Raw genomic sequence first — 19282 nt, 5'->3', positions numbered from 1 at the left:
CAGTTGGGCCTGGCTGGTCGGCCGGCCGTCACGCCGCACGCGCACGCTCGGCGAGCGCGGCGACGCGGATCGGGGTGGTGCGTGTCGCGCGGCGCGGGGCCGGATGCGACGTGTGCTCGAAAACCGGTTCATGCGTGCAGCGGGCGTCGCATCCACGCGACGGTATGTGCATCCGGAAACCGTGTTGCGGCGCGTGGGCATGCAGTGCGATGCAACCGTTGCCGGGCGCGCGACGCCGCGGCGCGACCGCCCGCCTGCACACCGAAGCGGGGCGGCGCGACGGGGCCGTCCAACCATGCCGCGGCGCATCGGGCCGCCGCGGCGACAAACCGTCCAAACGGTCGGCGACGACGCGTGCCGTTCGATTTCGATCGACTGCGCGCATGACGCGGGGCATCTCCGCGCGGGCAGCCGTTTGAAATGAAATGCGGGCTGTGCGCATCGCATCCGGACAACCCGGTCGGCACGCGGCCTGCAGAACCTGGCGCTGCATCGTCGTCTCTCCCGTTTCGCGACGGATCGGCTTCTCGTGGCCGGCGCGTCGCGCAAAGCGATTCGATACATCTTAAATTTAGTTCACGCGAGCGTTTAGAGGAATCGCTCTTGAATCCGCGCGCCGCGCGCACGGTGGCGATTCCTACAATGCCCGAACACTACAAAGACGTGGTCGCGCGGCGGTGCCGGGCGCCTTCCATGAGACGACGGAGACGTGACATGCAATACGACTACATCATCGTAGGCGGCGGGTCGGGCGGGTCGAGCCTGGCAGGCCGTCTCGCCGATGCCTGCCCCGATGCGACGATCGCGCTGATCGAGGCCGGCTCGCATACGGAGCGCAACCTGCTCGTCAACATGCCGGTCGGCATCGCGGCGCTGGTACCGTTCAAGCTCGGCACGAACTACGGCTACGAGACGGTGCCGCAGCCGGGCCTCGGCGGGCGGCGCGGCTACCAGCCGCGCGGGCGCGGGATGGGCGGCTCGAGCGCGATCAACGCGATGATCTACACGCGCGGCCACCCGGGCGACTACGACGAATGGGCGCAGCTCGGCGCGACGGGCTGGGGCTGGCAGGACGTGCTGCCGTATTTCCGGCGCGCGGAAGGCAACGAACGTGGCGCCGATGCGTGGCACGGCGCGGACGGCCCGCTGTCGGTGTCGGATCTACGCTTTCGCAATCCGTTCTCCGAACGATTCATCCAGGCCGCGCATGCGGCCGGTTATCCGCTGAACGACGACTTCAACGGCGCGACGCAGGAAGGCGTCGGCTTCTATCAGGTCACGCACCGCGACGGCTCGCGCTGCAGCGTCGCGCGTGCGTATATCTACGGTCGCAACCGGCCGAACCTGCACGTGATCACCGATGCGACGGTGCTGCGCGTCACGTTCGACGGCAAGCGCGCGGCCGGCGTCGCGGTCGCGCGCAACGGGCGCGTCGAGACGCTCGACGCGCGCGCGGAAGTGATCCTGTCGGCCGGCGCGTTCAATTCGCCGCAACTGCTGATGTGCTCGGGAATCGGCCCGGCCGAGCAACTGCGCCGGCACGGAATCGCGGTCGTGCAGGATGCGCCGGACGTCGGCACGAACCTGATCGACCACATCGACTTCATCATCAACACGCGCGTGAATTCGTCGGAACTGGTCGGCGTGTGCCTGCGCGGGATCGCGAAGATGACGCCCGCGCTCGCGCGCTATTTCTCGAGCCGCACCGGGATGATGACGAGCAACGTCGCGGAGGCCGGCGGCTTCATCAAGAGCGATCCGTCGCTCGAGCGTCCCGACCTGCAGCTGCATTTCTGCACGGCGCTCGTGGACGACCACAACCGCAAGATGCACTGGGGCTTCGGCTATTCGCTGCACGTGTGCGCGCTGCGGCCGTTCAGCCGCGGCACGGTGACGCTCGCGACCGGCGATGCGCGTGACGCACCGCTGATCGATCCGCGCTTCTTCAGCGATTCGCGCGATCTCGACCTGCTCGTGCGGGGCACGCAGGCGATGCGCAGGATCCTGTCGCAGGCGCCGCTCGCGTCGCAGGGCGGGCGCGAGCTGTACACGCGGGCGGACCAGAGCGAAGCGGAGCTGCGCAAGACGATCGTCGAGCATGCCGACACGATCTACCACCCGGTCGGCACCTGCCGGATGGGGTCGGACGCGCACGCGGTCGTCGATCCGCAACTGCGCGTGCGCGGCGTCGAGGGATTGCGCGTGGTGGACGCCTCGGTGATGCCGACGCTGGTCGGCGGGAACACGAATGCGCCGTCGGTGATGATCGGCGAACGCGCGGCGGACTTCATCGTCGCGGCGCGCAAGGGCGGTGTGTTGCGCGGCGAGGCGGCTGCCGCGGTGCACGGCCGCTGAGCGGCGCGCGCACGCGGGCAGTCATGCTCAGGCAAACGTATCGACGAGGCCGGCGCGGCTCACGCTCGCGGCGACCGGTGCGGATTGCGCAGCGTCGACCGGTGCATCGACGGCTGACGATCCGCCGCTCCCGCGCCGCGACGACTGCCCGCCGGCGAAGGACGATTGCGGGTTCTGCTGCTGCGAAGCGAAGCCGCCGTCGCTGACGGTCGCGCTGCCCAGGCCGAGCCCGCCCGATTCCATCGCTTCGCGCAGCTTCGGCAGCGCGGCTTCGACCGCGTCGCGCACCTGCGCGTGCTGCGACACGAACAGCGCGTGCGCGTGATTGTCCGCGATACGCAGCACGACCTGCAGCGGCCCGAGATCGGGCGGGTTGAGCGTCAGCTCGGCGCTCTGCTGGTGCGCATTCGACAGGAACACGACCTTCTGGCTCAGCGCGTCCGTCCAGTCCGGGGTGCCGACGTGCGGGGCGAGCACGTGTGCGTTCGCCGCGGCGATCGCGCCCGCGGCCGGCGACAACTGCAGGTTCGCCTGTGTCGCGGCCGCCGCCGTTGCGCCGGCCGCGAGCGTCGCGCTGGCGGCCGGATCCGTCGCGTCGCCGGCTGCCGCGAGCGCGTGCTGCTCGCCCGACTGCGCGTTCGCGTTGGCCTGCAGCGCCTGCGCGGTGGCCTGCGCCGGCGTTTGCTGGGTCGCGAGCGCCCCCTTCGCGTCGGCGAGGGTGCGGTCGAAGGTCGGGACCTTCGGGGTCAGCGGTGCGGTGGCGCCGGTCGATGCGGTCGATGCCGGTGCCGACGCGGTCGCGCCGGCCGCGGGTATCGCGATCGCGCCGGAGCCGCCCGTCAGCCTGTCGAGCGCGGTCTGCAGCGCATCGCGGCCCGACGCGGTCGCGGCCGGCTGGGCGGCCGCGGCGGCGTCCGTGGCCGCGTGATCCGCCAGCGTGGCCGTGGCGTCGGGCTGGCCGGACACGGCCGCCTTTTGTGCCGCGGCGGCGGCAGCAGCCGGATCGACCGGCGCCGCGTTGTCCATGCGCGCCTGCAGTTGCGCCTGCACGGCCGCGGCGGCCGCGAGCGCGGCGGCGTCGGGGTTGGCGGCGGCGTTCGTGGTCGTATCGTCGGTTGCGTCGTCGTCATCGGTCGCGGACGGCTTCGTGCCGGCGGCCGGCTTCGACGAAGCCTGTTTCGTCGAAGCATCCGGCACGCCGGCATTCGACGAATCGCGACGCGTGACGACGCTTTGCTTCAGCGTCTGCGCGAACGGCACGGCGGCCGTGGCATCGTTGCCGGCGGCGGTGCCGGACGAGCCCGAGCCGCGGGCGGCCTGGATTGCGGTGCCGGCGGTGTCGAGCAGCGCGCCGAGCAGGGGCAGGGGAGGCATGACGTTCTCTCGTTCGAATGCGGTGGTCGGTTACGACGAACGGGCCGCGTCGGCCCGCATGCGCAGGATCTTCGCGGCGTGTTCGTCGGCATCGCGCTGCTCGCGCCGGGCTTCGCGCTTCGCTTCCTGCGCGACGCCGCGCGCCTGCAGGATTTCATACGAGCCGACGGTGCGTTTCTTCTGTTGCCAGTTCGGGCGTGCTTCGTCGATACGGACTTCGGCCGCCGCCAGCACGCTGCGCTGCTGCGCGATCGCGGCGTCGAGTGTGTCGATGAACGCCTGGAAATTGCGCCAGTTGCCGGCCGGCATCCCGTGCTGGGCGGATTGCGAGAAGCGCGCGTGGTATTCGTCGCGGTAGCGCAGCAGCGCGTCGAGCTGCTCGGCGGCCGCGGTGCGGTCGCGCTGCGCGGTGCCGAGCTGCTTCGCGGCCGAGTCGAGGTCGTCCTGCGCGCGGTCGAGCAGCAACTGAAGGGGAAAGCCGTGAGCCATCTGGATCAGCCTCCGTAAGCGTCGAACAGTGCATCGAGCCCGGCGAGGCTCGACGCGAACGGCGCGCATTCGCGAAAGCCCTGCTGGAGGAACGCCTCGATGCGCGGATAGAGCGCGATCGCGCGGTCGAGCTGCGCGTCGCGGCCGGGCGCGTACGCGCCGACCGCGATCAGGTCGCGATTGCGCTGGTAGCGCGACAGCATCTGCTTGAACTGCCGGACGTGGTCGAGATGCGTTTCGTCGATCAGCGCGGTCATCGCGCGGCTGATCGACGCCTCGATGTCGATCGCCGGATAGTGGCCGGCCTCGGCAAGCGCACGCGACAGCACGACGTGGCCGTCGAGGATCGCGCGCGCCGAATCGGCGATCGGGTCCTGCTGGTCGTCGCCTTCGGTCAGCACCGTGTAGAACGCGGTGATCGAGCCGCCGCCCTCCGGCCCGTTGCCGGTGCGCTCGACGAGCGCCGGCAGCTTCGCGAACACCGACGGCGGGTAACCCTTGGTCGCGGGCGGCTCGCCGATCGCGAGCGCGATCTCGCGCTGCGCCATCGCGTAGCGCGTCAGCGAATCCATCAGCAGCAGCACGTGCTTGCCCTGGTCGCGGAAATACTCGGCGAGCGACGTCGCATAGGCCGCGCCCTGCATCCGCAGCAGCGGCGATACGTCGGCCGGCGCCGCGACGACGACCGAGCGTGCGAGCCCGTCCTCGCCGAGGATCTGTTCGATGAACTCCTTCACTTCGCGGCCGCGTTCGCCGATCAGCCCGATCACGATCACTTCCGCGCTCGTGTAGCGCGCCATCGTGCCGAGCAGCACCGACTTGCCGACGCCGGAGCCGGCGAACAGGCCCATCCGCTGGCCGCGGCCGACGGTGAGCAGCGCGTTGATCGCACGCACGCCGACGTCGAGCACGTGGTGAATCGGTTCGCGCTCGAGCGGGTTGATCGACGGCGCCGACAGCGGCGCGTCGACCTTCGACGCGAGCGGGCCGAGGCCGTCGAGCGGGCGGCCCGACGCGTCGACGACGCGCCCGAGCATCTCCCAGCCGACCGGCAAACGCTTCGCGCCCGCGAGCGGATCGGCCACCGGCGCGGTTTCGCGAGGCCAGACGCGCGCACCGGGCAGCACGCCGGCGACGTCGGTGGTCGGCATCAGGAACAGGCGGTCGCCGGCGAAGCCGACGACTTCCGCTTCCGCGTGCGGCAGCGTGCTGCCGGGCGGCAGTTCGATCGTGCATTCGGCGCCGACCGACAGGCGCAGCCCGATCGCCTCGAGCACGAGGCCGGCCGCGCGCGTCAGGCGGCCGCACGGGCGCAGCGGCAGCGCGCGGTGGCTGCGCGCGGCGAGGCCGTTCAGGTGCGTGCGCCAGTGCGCGAGATGCGGGTTGTGCGGCGCGCGCGGCGCGTGCCCGGCGGGCGGCGTGGCGCCGGAAGCGTCGGCCGCTGCGGCGGCGCCGTGCGGGTGTGCGTCATGAGTGTCGTGTGCGGCATCGGGGCCGAACGACGCGAGCGCGAGCTCGCGTTCGAGCGGCGTCAGGCCGTCGTGCGCGAGCGCTTCGGGCGGCCGCGTCACCACGTGCTCACCTTGCCGATCGCGGCGGCGACGCGCTGCCAGCGCGTGGGCAGCGTCGCGTCGACCTCGCCGGTCGCGGCGTGCGCGCGGCAGCCGCCGCGCTCGATCGACGCATCGGTGCGCACGTTCCAGCCGAGCGCATCGAGATCGTCCTGCAGATAGGCTTCGACGACGGGCAGGTCGGCCGGATTCACCGCGAGATGCGGCGCGCCGGACAGCGCGGGTTCGGCCGCGAGCACGTCGCGCACGGCCGCGACGAGCGCGGCCGGGTCGTGCTTCACGTGCTGGCGCACGACCTGTTGCGCGATGTCGAGCGCGAGCTGCGCGATGTCGGCGGCCAGATCGTGCTCGACGCTCGATACGGCCTCGCGGAACGACGCGGCGAGCGCCGCGAGCTGCGCGGCCTGTTCGCGCGCGTCGGCCTGGCCGGCTTCGAACCCCTGTGCGCGGCCCTGCTCGAAACCGGCCTGGTAGCCGAGCGCCTGGCCTTCGACGTGGCCGGCCGCATGGCCTTCGGCGTGCGCGGCGTCGCGCACGCGCTGCAGGTCCTCGGCGAGCGCGGCGGCGGCCGCTGCCGCGTCGTCGGGCGGCGGCGGGGGCGGCGGCGGGTCGAACGACGCCATCTCCCACCGCTGGTAGGCGGTGAGGGTGCCCGCGCGATCGCTCGCCGAATCAGACATACGCGTCTTCCGCCTTGCCGCCGATCGCGATCGCGCCGCTCTCGGCCAGGTTGCGCACGATCTGCAGGATGCGGCGCTGCTGCGTCTCGACTTCGGACACGCGTACCGGGCCGCGCGCGTCGAGATCCTCGGCGAGCAGTTCGGCCGCGCGCTGCGACATGTTCGCGAGGAACTTCTGGCGCAGCGCGGGCGGCGCGCCCTTCAGCGCGATGATCAGCGTTTCCGACTCGACTTCCTTGAGCACCATCTGGATCGCGCGGTCCTCGAGGTCGAGCAGGTTCTCGAACACGAACATCTGGTCGACGATCTTCTGCGCGAGATCCGCGTCGTACTGGCGCACGCTTTCGAGCACGCCTTCCTCATGCACGCTCGTCATGAAGTTCAGGATCTCGGCCGCGGTGCGGATGCCGCCCATCGGGCTGCGCTTCAGGTTGTCGCTGCCGGACAGCAGGCCTGTCAGCACGTCGTCGAGTTCGCGCAGCGCGGCCGGCTGGATGCCGTCGAGCGTCGCGATCCGCAGCATCACGTCGTTACGCAGGCGTTCGGTGAAGCACGATGCGATCTCGGATGCCTGGTCGCGGTCGAGGTGCACGAGGATCGTCGCGATGATCTGCGGATGCTCGTTCTTGATCAATTCGGCCACCGCGCCCGAGTCCATCCACTTCAGGCCCTCGATGCCGCTCGTGTCGCTGCCCTGCAGGATGCGGTCGATCAGCACGCCGGCCTTGTCCTCGCCGAGCGCCTTGGTCAGCACCGAGCGGATGTAGTCGCTCGAATCGAGCGACAGCGCGGTGTGCTGCTCCGCTTCCTTCGCGAATTCCTGCAGCACGTCCTCGACCTGCTCGCGCGTGACGTTCTTCAGCGCGGCCATCGCGGCGCCGATCTTCTGGACCTCGCGCGGCGCGAGGAACTTGAATACCTGCGCGGCCTCTTCCTCGCCGATCGACATCAGCAGCAGCGCGCTCTTGGTCAAGCCTTCAGCGTTCATCGGACACCCAGTTCTTCACGACGGTGGCGACGATCTTCGGATCCTGGCGGGCGATCGAGCGCGCGTAGTCGAGGTTGCGTTCGTAACGGTTCTTTTCGCTTTCGAAACCGAGCAGCAGCGCGTCGGGTTCTTCGGCCTTCTCCGGCGCCGGCAGGCCGTCGAGCGCGACCGGATCTTCCGGCGCGGCGAGCGCCGCCGCGACCGGCTCGGGCGGCGGGAACGCGCGGCGCATCGCCGGGCGCACGAACATGAAGTAGAGCGCCGCCGCGGCCGCCGCGATGCCGAGCCACTTCGCGGCTTCCTTCGCCATCGCGATCATGTCGGGCTGGCGCCACCACGGCAGGTCGGCGTACGGGTCGCTCGCGGTCGAGAACGCGCTGTTCACGACGTTCACCGAGTCGCCGCGCTTCGCGTCGTAGCCCATCGCATCCTTCACGAGCTGTTCGACCTGCGCGAGCTTCGCCGGCGGCAGCGGCTGCATCGTCACATGGCCCTTCGCATCGGCGACCGGCTGGTAGTTGACGACGACCGCGACCGACAGCCGCTTCACGCTGCCCATCGGCTGCTCGAGGTGACGGATCGTCTTGTCGAGCTCGTAGTTGGTCGTCTGGTCCTTGCGGTCGCTCACGGGCGTCGTCTGCGGCGCGTTCTGGCCGTTGCCGGCGACGATCGGCGCGGACGCCGGCTGCGGCGGCGTGTTCGACAACGCGCCCGGCACGCCCGACGCGCCGCCCTGCGCGAGTTCGGTCGCGCTGCTGGTCTGCTGGCTGCGGATCGCGGATTGCTGCGGATTGCCGTTCGGGCCGTAGCTTTCCGACGTCTGCTCGACCTTCGAGAAATCGAGGTCCGCGCTGACCTGCGAGCGCGCGTTGCCCGTGCCGAAGATCGGCGCGAGGATCGCGTCGATGCGCTTCTGCGTGTTGTGCTCGACCTGCTGCACGTACTTGAGCTGGCTCGCGTCGAGGCCGGATGCCGAGGCGGTCTGGGTCAGCAGGTTGCCGTCCTGGTCGACGATCGTCACGTTCTTCGCGGGCATGTCGGGCACGCCGGACGACACCATCCGCGTGATCGCCTGCACCTGGCCCTCGTCGAGCACGCGGCCCGGGTAGAGGTCGACGAACACCGACGCGCTCGGCGCTTCCTTGTCGCGCACGAACACCGACGGCTTCGGGATCGCGAGATGCACGCGCGCGCCGCGCACGGCGTTGATCGATTCGATGGTGCGCTGCAGCTCGCCTTCGAGCGCGCGCTGGTAGTTGATCTGCTCGGCGAACTGGCTGATGCCGAACTTCTGGTTGTCCATCAGCTCGAAGCCGACCGAGCCGCCCTTCGGCAGCCCCATCGCGGCGAGCTTCAGGCGCGTTTCATGTACCTGGTTCGACGGCACGAGGATCGCGCCGCCGGCATCGGCGAACTTGTAGGGAACGTTTGCCTGCTGGAGCGCGGCGATGATCGCGCCGCCGTCGCGATCCGACAGGTTGCTGTACAGCACGCGATAGTCGGGCGCGCGGCTCCACAGCACGAGCGCGGTGATCACGGCGACCGCGAACGCGACGGCGATCAGGAACGGCAGCTTCGGGTTGCCCTTCATCCGCGAGATGCCGGGAATGCGTTCCGCGAAGCCGCCAAGCCCGAAGTCCGCGCCTGCGCCACCCGCGCCCGGCAACGCGGCGGCCGCGGCGGCGCCGGGCGCCGGGCTGGCGAGGCCCGCGCGGGCGTCTGGGTTGATCAGCGAGTTGGCCTGCGAATCCATGCGTCGAGTTTCTCCGGAGCGGGACGACTGAGCTCGCTCGGACGAGCGGGCGGACAATGACACGATGCGATTATCGTGACCCGGGCCCGGTTCCGATCGACTGAAAAGAGCGGGGTTTCCCCCGTACTTTCTCGGCTTTGACGCGCGGCGCGCTGCTATCCTTTTTCGCGATCCGGCATGGTGCGCGTGGTGCGGCGCCGGCGGAACGCCCGGTGCGCCGGGTCTCTTCTCTCAGTTTTGGGGACAGCATGACTGCGAACGTCAGCGGAATCGGTTCGGTGTTGCAACAGATGCAGTCGATGGCCGCGCAGGCGTCCGGCGGCGTCGCGAGCCCGACGGCAGCGCTGGCCGGTTCGGGCGCGGCGACGGCCGGCACGTTCGCGAGCGCGATGAAGGCGTCGCTCGACAAGATCAGCGGCGACCAGCAGCACGCGCTCGGCGAGGCGCAGGCGTTCGAGGTCGGCGCGCCGAACGTCTCGCTGAACGACGTGATGGTCGACATGCAGAAAGCCAATATCGGCTTCCAGTTCGGGCTCCAGGTCCGCAACAAGCTGGTGAGCGCTTACAACGACATCATGCAGATGTCGGTGTGATGCGGCGGGCATCCGGGGACGGGTACCCGGCGACGGGCAACCGGGAGCGGCCATCCGGCGAAAGTTGTTCAGGGAAGGCCTCCGGGCCGGCGCCTTCGGCGCCCCGGCGGCAGGCCACGCTTGCCTAAAGCTTTTCAAATCCCTTCCGATAACTCCGGTGAAGGCCGCGTCGTGCGATGCACGGCGGCGGTTCCCGTATAGCCAACGCATAACAAGGAGAAGCGCATGTTTTCCCCAGGACACGCTGGAGCCAGTGCATACGCGCGTGTCGGCGTCGAGACCGGGGTGATGGGCGCCTCTCCGCACCGTTTGATCGCGATGCTGTACCAGGGCGCGCGGCAGGCGGTTGCGCTGGCGCGCATGCATTTGCAGCAGGGCAATGTGTCCGCGCGCGGCGATGCGATCGGCAAGGCGATCCGGATCGTCGAGAGCGGGCTGAAGGCATCGCTGAACCGCGACGCGGGCGGCGAGATCGCGGAACGGCTGGACGCGCTGTATGCGTATATCGGCCGGCGTCTGCTGGAAGCGAACGCGCAGGCGAGCGACGCGATGCTGGTCGAGGTCGACGGGCTGCTCGCGACGCTCGAGGAAGCATGGACGGGGATCGCCCCGGAAGTCGCGCGGATGGCCGCGCAACAGGCAGTGGAAGCATCGAGATGAATCGCAAGGCCGAATACTTCGCACGTTACGAGGCGCTCGCCGCCGTGTCGGGCCGGATGCTGGGCGCCGCCCGCAGCGCCGACTGGAGCGCGTTGCCGGGGTTGCAGGCCGAATTCATGGCGCTCGTCGACGGGCTGAAGGAAGCCGATCCGGGCGTCGTGCTCGACGAATCGGATCTCGGCCGCAAGCTCGACCTGATCCGCCGCATCCTGGCCGACGACGCCGCGATCCGCGACCTCGCGAGCCCGGACGTCGCGCGGCTGTCCGCGCTGTTCGAGGCGCGGCGCTCGACCAAGGTATTGACCGATCTCTACCGCGCGCGCGGGTAGGGCCCGTTTCCAGGGAAGCCGGGAGGCGGGGAGACGGGCGCGGGGCGCACGAACCCGTTGCGGGAGGCGCGCAGTTCCCGCGGGCGGCACCGGCGTGCCGTTCCCGGATTCGCAACGATGTGGCTGAGGTGAGCAGGCTCCGATCATGACCGGTATCGACTCCGTTGCGGCCGCGCTGCTGGCGAGCCGCCTCGACAGCCTGCTGACCGGCACCGTATCGGCGCCCGCCGGCGGCGGCGCGACCTCGCAGGTCGGCACGCCGGGCACCGGCCCGGCGCCCACGCCTTCGGCCGGCAGCCCGCCGGCCGCGCCGCCGGCCTCGACCCAGACCGCACTGTCCGATGTCGGGCGCGTGCTCGACGCAATCTCGCGGGCCGGTGGCGACTCGACGCCGGCCATTGCCGGGCGCGTGCCGCTGCTGGCCGATCCCACCGTGCTGCTGACCGATACGGCCTTGCCGGCCCGCGCGCCGGCCGCCTCCGATCCGGCTGCGTCTTCGACGCCGGCCTCCGCCGCGGCATCTTCCGCTGCGGCGGCGCGCGAAGCGGGCGCGGCGCTGCCGGTCGCGACGCTGCGCGCCGCGCTCGCGCAGGCCGTGAGCGAAAGCGGCCTTTTCTACGAATCCCATCTGGCGCAGTGGCTGGCCGGCCAGCGCCCGCTCGCGGCGCTGATGCGCGAGCCGCAGGCACGCCTTGCGGCCGCGCTCGCGCCGGCCGACCCGGATGCCGCGCAGCACGGCTCGACCGACGTGCTCGACGAACTGCTCGCGCAGCGGCCGCCGCTGCCCGCGACCGCACGGGCGACGGCGCAGCCGGGTACACCGGCCCAGGGCGGCGCACCGGCACGCGATCCTGCGCAGGGCTTGCCGGCGGGCGCGCGGCACGGCGCGTCGCTGCCGCCCGATACGTTCGATCTGCTCGGCGAACGCCCTGATGTGCGCGGGACGCCCGCGCAACCGGCCACCGCGTCGTCCGACTCCCAGGCGCAGACGCTGGCGACCGTGCATCCGGCCGCCGTGCCGCTCGTCAGGCAGCAGCTCGACGCGCTCGCGACCGACCAGTTCCGCTGGACGGGCGAGGCGTGGCCCGGCGCGCGGCTCGACTGGACGATCGAGCCGGACGATCCGGGCAGCCGCTCGCCGCGCGGCGACGATGGCCCGGGCGACGGCATCGCATGGCGCACGCGCCTGACGCTGACGTTGCCGTCGCTCGGCACGGTCGACGCGGAACTGGTGCTGAACGGCACGCAACTGGTCGCGCGATTGCGCGCGAACCAGACGGGCGCCGACCGCCTCGCGCGGCACGAGGCCGCGCTGCGGCAGCGGCTCGAGGTGTCGGGGCTGAGGGTGGGAGGATTGTCGATCCGCGCGGTCGACGACGGCCCGGACGGCTTCGACCTGTTCGCAGCCCAGGCGGCGGCCGCCGCGTATGCGCGCGGTTCGGCCGGCGGTCCGGCGACGCATGCGCCGGATACCGACGACGAGGCGCTGCCATGAGCATGACGGCCCGCAAGCGCGCGGCCGCGCTCGTCTACGATCCGAAGGGCGGCGATGCGGCGCCGCGCGTGGTCGCGAAGGGCTACGGCGTGCTCGCCGAGATGATCGTCGCGCGTGCGCACGATGCGGGCTTGTACGTGCATACGGCACCGGAGATGGTGTCGCTGCTGATGCAGGTCGATCTCGACGACCGGATTCCGCCGCAGCTCTACCAGGCGGTCGCGGATCTGCTCGCGTGGCTGTACGCGCTCGACCGCACCGAGCCCGCGCCGGACGAAACCACACCGCGCTTTCCGCTGCCGCCGCTGCGCTGAATCGCCCGGCATCGCGCGACTTCTTACGAAATGCTGTCCTGGTCTTGCAAGGTCATTCGGGCGGCATTTTTCGGTTATCGGCCGGCATCATGGCGCAACGCACGCGCTTTGTCCGCCTTCTTGCTCTTGCCGGGCGTGCCGCGACGCACCCGGATGGATTGAGCCGCCGGTTTGTTTGTGTAATGATATCCATTCTCATTTTCATGCTGCCCGGGCGGCGCGCACGTTTTGCGCGCCGCCCGTTGTTTTGAACGAATGGAACCTTTCGCGTGAACGCGCCCGAAACGATCAATCCGCCCAGGACGGGTACTGCCCGCGCGGGCGTCACCGTGCTGCGCCCGGCGGCGGCCCGCCCGCTGAGCGACGACGAACTGGCCGCGCGCCGCCAGCGCTCGCGCCGCGCGACCTTCATCAAGTGGCTGCGCAAGGTGCACGGCTGGGTCGGGCTGTGGGGCGCGGTGCTCGGGCTGCTGTTCGGTGTGACGGGCGTGCTGCTCAACCACCGCGCGCCGCCGCTGAAGATTTCGACAGGCGAGCCGCAGGTCGAGGAGATGCAGATCGCGCTGCCGGATCCGGTGCCGAAGACGCCCGCCGCGATGACGAAGTGGCTGCAGCACGAGCTGAATTTCGACGGCAAGCCGGGGCGCATGCGCAAGGAGGCCGCGCAGCCCGTTGCGTGGGGCGACAAGCGCGTGATGCAGCCGGAGCACTGGCAGTTCGGCCTGTTCGGCCCGCACCAGAACCTGCAGGCCGAATACTGGGTCGGCAACGGCTACGTCTCGGTGAAGCGTACGGGCAACACGTTCCTGACGACGCTGAACAACCTGCATCGCGGCGTCGGGATGAATCTCGGCTGGGTGCTGCTGATGGACACGATCGCGGGTTCGCTGATCCTGCTGTCGCTGACCGGCGTGCTGCTGTGGACCGAGCTGAACAAGCGCCGCACGGTCGGCGTCGTGCTGGTGGTCGGTTCGGTCGCCGCGGCGCTTGCCGCCGGCCTGACCTGACCGGCGGGCGCCGGCCGGGCGCCGGCGCGTGCGCTGTCGTCAGTCTCGTCGCCTTCGTCTGCTTCGCCCGTCGCGGCCGCGTATCCCGCGCGACCGCCCGCCGATCAGAGGCCGCACGCCGCGCCGCTGTTCGCCGCGATCTCCCGCGCGGCCTTCGCGCCTTCGACCTGCAGGATCGTCGGCAGCGACACATGGTTCTTCGCGGCGGTGATCTCGGCGAGGATCGAGATCGCGATTTCCGGCGGCGTCCGGCTGCCGATGTAGATGCCGGCCGGCCCGTGCAGCCGGGCCAGTTCCGCTTCGCTCAGGTCGAATTCGCGCAGCCGCTCGCGCCGTGCCGCGTTGTTGCGCCGCGAGCCGAGCGCGCCCACGTAGAACGCGGGCGTCTTCAGCGCCTCCATCAGCGCGAGATCGTCGAGCTTCGGATCGTGCGTCAGTGCAATCACGGCCGAACGCGCATCGAGGTTCATCTCGAGCACCGTATCGTCGGGCATCGTGTGCACGACGCGCGTGCCCGGCACGTCCCACGCATCGGTGTATTCCTCGCGCGGATCGCATACCGTCACCTGGTAGTCGAGCCCGACCGCGATCTGGCACAGATAGCGCGACAACTGGCCGGCGCCGATCACGAGCATCCGGTAGCGCGGCCCGTGGATCGTCACGAGCCGCTCGCCGTCGAACGCGAGCCCGTCGGCGGCCTGCGCGGGTGACAGCGATGCGCGGCCCGTCGCGAGCGTCATCGTGCGCGTGACGAGGCGCCCGGCCTCGACTTCCGCGCACAGCGCGGTTATCCCGCTGTCGCGCGTGAGCGGCTCGAGCACGAGCTGGATCGTGCCGCCGCAAGGCAGCCCGAAGCGATGTGCTTCCTCGGCCGTCACGCCGTACTTGAGCGCTTCCGGGCGCGCGTCGGCCGCGATGCCGCTCGCATGCACGCGGGCGATCAGGTCGTCCTCGATACACCCGCCGGACACCGAGCCGACCACGAGCCCGTCCTCGCGGACCGCGAGCATCGCGCCTTCGGGGCGGGGCGACGAGCCCCAGGTCTTCACGACCGTCACGAGCAGCACGCGGCGCCCTTCTTCGAGCCAGCGCGCGCTGGATTTCAATACATCGAGATCGACGCTTTCCATCATCTTCTTCCTGTTGCCGGGCGCACCCGTCGATGCGGGCCGCCGTTCGATGGCGCGATTATGAACCGGCCGCGACAAGCGTGCAGGGACGGGGAAAGGCGCAAAACGGGGAGGGGGAGGCGCGCAGCGGCGGGGAAGGCGGGCGGGACGGCCCGTGCCGGGCCGTCGGCAGGTTGCCGGGCGGACGCATTCGCCCGGCGGGGCGATGCGTCAGAGCGAGCCCAGGTACTGCGTCAGGTTGCGGATGTTGTTGTCATACGCGCTCGGCGAGCCAAGCTCGACGCCGCCGCTGCGCACGTAATACTCGAACGGCACGGAGCGGGTGCCGAAGAACGGCAGGAAATTGTCCGGCTGCAGCGTCGTGCCGTTCAGGCCGATCGCCCAGTTCCGCGACTTGTACAGATCGAGCTCGCGGATCGTCGCCTGGACCTGGTTCGTCTCCGACGCGCGAATCGCGGCGATGTGCTGCGTCAGCGTCTCGATGTTCGCCTGGTATGCGCTCGGCTCGCCGACCGAGACGCCACGCGCGCGGACGTAGTAGCTGAACGGCAGGTTGCGTTCGGTGAAGAACGTGAGGAAACCATCCGGCGCGAGCGTATCCCCGTTCAGCCCGATCGCCCAGTTCTTGCTTTGATAATCCTTGAGCCCCGCAATCGTCTGGTTGGTCGCGCTGATTTCGACCTTCGCCGTGACGTTGACCAATGTATTGCTCATGACAGACCTCTCTGGTTCTTGTTGAACTTCGGACAGGTGCAGCGACATGCCTCCCCTCGGAGGCAATTCAATACCAGCGACCGGATTATCCGGCTTTAAATGTTGTTAATTAAAAAGATGCTGAAAATTCGTCCGTGAACACGCAATGAATTTCTGTTTGATGGAAATGCGATTCGATGAAGCCGATTGCATCGCGTTGCGCTCATGCTGCGGCAAATTCCCCGTCTGACGCAGGCTGGGCGGGTGTGTGCGGCCGGCCGACCTGAATACTAGTTTGGCGAATGAAGGAGTTCAATGTCGTTTGCGAGATTATTTTCTTCTATTCATATTCAATTCAATTGAATTACATTTTTCATCGATTAATTTGTCGATCCGAATCGAATATACCGGTATTCGGAAAACGGTCGATGAAAACGGGAACTGCCGCGCGAATCGTTGCGGGAAATGCAACGCGGCGGCGTGACGGGCGAGGGAGAGGAGAGGAGAGGAGGGGGCGGGGCCGGATGGCGGCCCCGTGGATGCGCACCGTGCCGCGTGCGGCACGGCGGCGCTCAATGCGCGTCGTGGTGACCGTGCGCGAGCTTCGAGTGGTGACGCGAGTACAGGAAGTAGATCACGAGGCCGATCACGAGCCAGATGCCGAACGCGGCCCACGTGACGGGCTGCAGGTTCAGCATCAGGAACAGGCACGATGCGACCGCGAGGATCGGCACGACCGGCACGCCGGGGCAGCGGAACGCGCGTGGCAGGTCGGGGTGCGTGCGGCGCAGCACGAGCACCGCGATCGACACCATCGAGAACGCCGCGAGCGTGCCGATGTTGATCAGCTCGGCGAGCACGTTGAGCGGCACGAGCGCGGCGATCAGCCCGAAGAACAGGCCGACGAGCCAGGTCGTCAGGAACGGCGTCGCGAAGCGCGGGTGCACGCGCGACAGCGTTGCCGGCAGCAGCCCGTCGCGCGACATCGCGAAGATCACGCGCGTCTGGCCGTAGCTCATCACGAGGATCACGGTCAGCATGCCGAGCACGGCGCCGAGATCGATGAAGCCCGCCACCCACGTCTCGCCGGCGACCTGCAGTGCATACGAGATCGGGTGCGAGATGTTCGCGTACTGCGCCGACGGCACGATGCCGGTCGCGACCGCGGCGACCGTCACGTACAGTACCGCGCACACCGCGAGCGACGCGATGATGCCGATCGGCAAATCGCGTTTCGGATTCTTCACTTCCTCGGCCGCCGACGACACCGCGTCGAAGCCGATGAACGCGAAGAACATCACGGCCGCCGCGCCGAACACGCCGTTCCAGCCGTGCGGCATGAACGGCTTCCAGTTCGCGGGCGTCACATGGAACACGCCGACCGCGATCACGAGCAGCACGACCGACACCTTGATGAACACCATGATGTTGTTGATGCGGGTCGACTCGCGGATGCCGATCGACAGCAGCGTGGTGATCACGATCATCACGAGGAACGCGGGCAGGTTGAACCACGTGACGACACCCGGCACCGCGCCGGGCGCGGCCGTCAGCACGGTGGGCAGCGTCAGCCCGAAGCCCTGCAGCAGCGACTGCAGGTAACCCGACCAGCCGACCGACACGGCCGACGACGCGAGGCCGTATTCGAGCATCAGGTCCCAGCCGATGATCCACGCGACGAGTTCGCCGAGCGTCGCGTACGAGTACGTGTAGATCGAGCCGGCGACGGGGATCGTCGACGCGAATTCCGCGTACGACAGCGCCGCGAGGCCGCATGCGATCGCGGCGATCACGAACGACAGCATCAGCGCGGGGCCGGCCTGCACGGCGCCGGTGCCGGTCAGCACGAAGATGCCGGTGCCGATGATCGCGCCGATGCCGAGGAAGGTGAGGTCGATCGCGCCGAGCGCTTTCTTGAGCCCGGCGGTCTGCGCGCCGGCGATCATGCGATCGACGTTTTTCTTGCGGAAGAGAGACATTGCGGATGAATCGCCAGCGCGCGCGGGCGCGATAGCGCTGACTGAGTGAAAACCCGCAATTTTAGCCGATTTGGCGCGCAAGACTCGCTGCGGCGCAGCGGTGTGCCGCGAAATCGTCCGATAAAACAAGCGCTTGCGCGCCCAAAGGCGGGGCGGCGGACGGCACTCGGCGGCGGCGCGGCATGCGCCGCGTCGCCGGGTCGGGTCGGGTGAGTCGGGCCGGGCGGGGAAATCAGGCGCCGGCCGTGGGCGCCATGTCGACGAGCTGGTTGCTCATCACGTAGAACGTGAGTTCCGCATTGTTCGACAGCCGCATCTTCTCGAGCAGCCGCGACCGGTACACGCTCACCGTCTTCACGGACAGCGACAGCGTGTTTGCGATATCGGTGAGCCGCTTGCCCGACGCGAGCATGCAGAGCGTCTGGTATTCGCGGTCGGACAGCTTCTCGTGCGGCAGCGGTTCGTTCTCGAACGACACGTATTCGGCGAGCGCCTCGGCCATCGCGGGGCTCACGTACTTGCGGCCGGCCGCGACCTGCTGGATCGCGCCGATCATCTGCGCGGCGTTGACCGTCTTCGACAGGTAGCCGGCGGCACCGGCCTTCAGCGCGCGCACCGCGTACTGATCCTCGCGGTACATCGAGAACATCAGCACCGGCGTGCGCGGCAGCTTGCGCTTGAGGCGCTTGAGCACTTCGATGCCGTTCGTGTCCGGCAGCGAGATGTCGAGCAGGATCGCGTCGAATTCCTGCTTGTCGACGGCGGCCATGGCGTCGCCGCCGTTCTCGGCCTCGGTGACGTCGCGCGCGACGCCACGGTCGATCAGCAACTGGCGGATCCCTTGCCGGACGATCGCGTGATCGTCCACGAGCAGGATGTTCAGGCTCATGACGACCTCACGAAAGCGACGCGCGGCGGGCCGTGACGGGCACCGCGAGCAGCGAATCCCAGGCGAAGCGCGCGGTGACGCGCGTGCCGTGGCCGGCTTCCGGCGTGGCCGTCTCGAAGCTGCCGCCGAACGCCTCGCAGCGGGCGCGCATGCCGGCGAGACCGTAGCCGCTGCGGCGGCTGCGGGGGAAACCGGTACCATCGTCGGAGATAATCAGTGACAGATGCGTGCCGTCGGTGACGATCCGCACGTCGACCGACGTCGCGCGGGCGTGCTTCGCGACGTTCGACAACGCTTCCTGCGCGACGCGGAACACCGCGAGTGCGCCGGCGCCGGCGACTTGCGTCAGGCGCGCATCGGCTGCGCACACGAAGCTGGTGCGCAGGCCCGTGCGTGCCGCATGGGTGTCGACCCACGACGACAACGCGCCGACCACGCCCGCGTCGAGCGCCGGCGTGTCGCGCTCGTCGATCAGCCGGCGATTCGCGTCGGTTGCGGCGTCGAGCGCCTGCTGCGCCAGCTCCAGCGCGCGCAGGCAACCGTCCGGCGCGTCGGCCGGCAGCCACGTTTGAACGTTTGCGAGCGCGAAACGCGCGGCGGTCAGTTCGGCGCCGAGTCCGTCATGCAGCTCACCGGCCAGGTGGCGGCGAGCGGCTTCGTCGGCGGCGAGCAATTGGGCAGACAGCGCTGCGATCCGCGCGGCGGAGGCGCCGCGTTTCGGCGCGGCGTCGGCAATGGGCGGAGTCGCGGCGCAGCCCGGCACGAGCTGTTGCGACGGGAACGGGGCGTGGGCGCCCGAGGGCGCGTTAAGCGACGTATCCATGACTCTCCCTGCTGTCAGAAAGCGGTTCAGACACCGGCTGGCTGCGTGGATCGGCTGCCGTTTCGAAGACGGTCGCCGCCAGAGAATCGCACCCTGCCGAGGTAACAAAAGTTACGTCTTGTAACACTTGCATCCGACCCTTCCACTCTCATCCGAACGG

General features: G+C 69.5%; 18 protein-coding genes. 7 read left to right on the top strand and 11 right to left on the bottom strand.

The window, feature by feature from the left end:
• Positions 1-714 precede the first annotated feature (714 nt).
• Positions 715-2355, top strand: coding sequence for a GMC family oxidoreductase (locus AB3K92_RS21770; RefSeq protein WP_060317199.1), 1641 nt, complete (start codon positions 715-717; stop codon positions 2353-2355).
• 27 nt (positions 2356-2382) lie between these two features.
• Here AB3K92_RS21770 and AB3K92_RS21765 read toward each other — a convergent pair whose 3' ends face one another.
• The 6 genes from AB3K92_RS21765 to fliF are packed head-to-tail and all read right to left on the bottom strand — an operon-like array spanning position 2383 to position 9210.
• Positions 2383-3729 carry a flagellar hook-length control protein FliK gene (locus AB3K92_RS21765; RefSeq protein ID WP_369465825.1) on the bottom strand — a complete coding sequence of 449 codons (1347 nt, stop codon included), beginning with the start codon at positions 3727-3729 and terminating at the stop codon, positions 2383-2385.
• Positions 3730-3759: 30 nt separating this feature from the next.
• Entirely contained in the window at positions 3760-4218 is a 459-nt protein-coding gene (fliJ, locus tag AB3K92_RS21760) for a flagellar export protein FliJ (protein ID WP_021163734.1), read from the bottom strand.
• Between the two features lie 5 nt (positions 4219-4223).
• Positions 4224-5792 carry a flagellar protein export ATPase FliI gene (fliI, locus tag AB3K92_RS21755; protein WP_027788886.1) on the bottom strand — a complete coding sequence of 523 codons (1569 nt, stop codon included), beginning with the start codon at positions 5790-5792 and terminating at the stop codon, positions 4224-4226.
• Entirely contained in the window at positions 5786-6469 is a 684-nt protein-coding gene (fliH, locus tag AB3K92_RS21750) for a flagellar assembly protein FliH (RefSeq protein ID WP_059483944.1), read from the bottom strand. Before fliH ends, fliI begins: the two co-directional genes overlap by 7 nt.
• Entirely contained in the window at positions 6462-7457 is a 996-nt protein-coding gene (fliG, locus tag AB3K92_RS21745) for a flagellar motor switch protein FliG (RefSeq protein WP_027788887.1), read from the bottom strand. Before fliG ends, fliH begins: the two co-directional genes overlap by 8 nt.
• A complete protein-coding gene (gene fliF / locus AB3K92_RS21740; protein ID WP_048026708.1) occupies positions 7447-9210 on the bottom strand; it encodes a flagellar basal-body MS-ring/collar protein FliF in 1764 nt (587 codons plus the stop codon). The genes fliG and fliF overlap by 11 nt, the downstream gene beginning before the upstream one ends.
• 248 nt (positions 9211-9458) lie before the next feature.
• Between fliF and fliE the strand changes: the two genes are divergently transcribed.
• From fliE to AB3K92_RS21710, 6 genes are all read left to right on the top strand, one after another.
• The gene (gene fliE, locus AB3K92_RS21735) at positions 9459-9803 is read left to right on the top strand and encodes a flagellar hook-basal body complex protein FliE (RefSeq protein WP_021164033.1); all 345 of its coding nucleotides are present in this window, start codon (positions 9459-9461) and stop codon (positions 9801-9803) included.
• 225 nt (positions 9804-10028) lie between these two features.
• A complete protein-coding gene (gene fliS / locus AB3K92_RS21730) occupies positions 10029-10463 on the top strand; it encodes a flagellar export chaperone FliS (protein WP_021164034.1) in 435 nt (144 codons plus the stop codon).
• Complete coding sequence (locus AB3K92_RS21725) at positions 10460-10792, top strand: flagellar protein FliT (RefSeq protein WP_021164035.1); 333 nt, start codon at positions 10460-10462, stop codon at positions 10790-10792. The genes fliS and AB3K92_RS21725 overlap by 4 nt, the downstream gene beginning before the upstream one ends.
• A gap of 145 nt (positions 10793-10937) precedes the next feature.
• Positions 10938-12287, top strand: a complete 1350-nt coding sequence (locus AB3K92_RS21720) for a flagellar hook-length control protein FliK (RefSeq protein ID WP_369465824.1) — start codon at positions 10938-10940, stop codon at positions 12285-12287.
• Positions 12284-12601 (top strand): EscU/YscU/HrcU family type III secretion system export apparatus switch protein, encoded by a 318-nt coding sequence (locus AB3K92_RS21715; RefSeq protein ID WP_369465823.1) that lies wholly within the window; start codon positions 12284-12286, stop codon positions 12599-12601. The genes AB3K92_RS21720 and AB3K92_RS21715 overlap by 4 nt, the downstream gene beginning before the upstream one ends.
• 269 nt (positions 12602-12870) lie before the next feature.
• Positions 12871-13608 (top strand): PepSY-associated TM helix domain-containing protein, encoded by a 738-nt coding sequence (locus tag AB3K92_RS21710; protein WP_111998592.1) that lies wholly within the window; start codon positions 12871-12873, stop codon positions 13606-13608.
• A 104-nt stretch (positions 13609-13712) separates the two neighbouring features.
• On the opposite strand, the gene AB3K92_RS21705 is transcribed toward AB3K92_RS21710, so the two are convergent.
• The 5 genes from AB3K92_RS21705 to rqpS form a co-directional block, all read right to left on the bottom strand.
• Entirely contained in the window at positions 13713-14738 is a 1026-nt protein-coding gene (locus AB3K92_RS21705; RefSeq protein ID WP_027788892.1) for an XdhC family protein, read from the bottom strand.
• Positions 14739-14948: 210 nt separating this feature from the next.
• The gene (locus AB3K92_RS21700; RefSeq protein ID WP_369465822.1) at positions 14949-15452 is read right to left on the bottom strand and encodes a hypothetical protein; all 504 of its coding nucleotides are present in this window, start codon (positions 15450-15452) and stop codon (positions 14949-14951) included.
• A gap of 551 nt (positions 15453-16003) precedes the next feature.
• Positions 16004-17410, bottom strand: a complete 1407-nt coding sequence (locus AB3K92_RS21695) for an amino acid permease (RefSeq protein ID WP_059586873.1) — start codon at positions 17408-17410, stop codon at positions 16004-16006.
• Positions 17411-17642: 232 nt separating this feature from the next.
• Positions 17643-18299, bottom strand: coding sequence for a response regulator transcription factor RqpR (gene rqpR, locus AB3K92_RS21690; protein WP_021157028.1), 657 nt, complete (start codon positions 18297-18299; stop codon positions 17643-17645).
• A gap of 7 nt (positions 18300-18306) precedes the next feature.
• Positions 18307-19122, bottom strand: coding sequence for a quorum system sensor histidine kinase RqpS (gene rqpS, locus AB3K92_RS21685; RefSeq protein ID WP_369465821.1), 816 nt, complete (start codon positions 19120-19122; stop codon positions 18307-18309).
• Positions 19123-19282: the final 160 nt, after the last annotated feature.

The organism is Burkholderia sp. Bmkn7 (assembly GCF_041103175.1).
GTDB classification, from domain to species: domain Bacteria; phylum Pseudomonadota; class Gammaproteobacteria; order Burkholderiales; family Burkholderiaceae; genus Burkholderia; species Burkholderia cepacia.
This window is presented reverse-complemented; position numbering and strand designations above follow the sequence as displayed.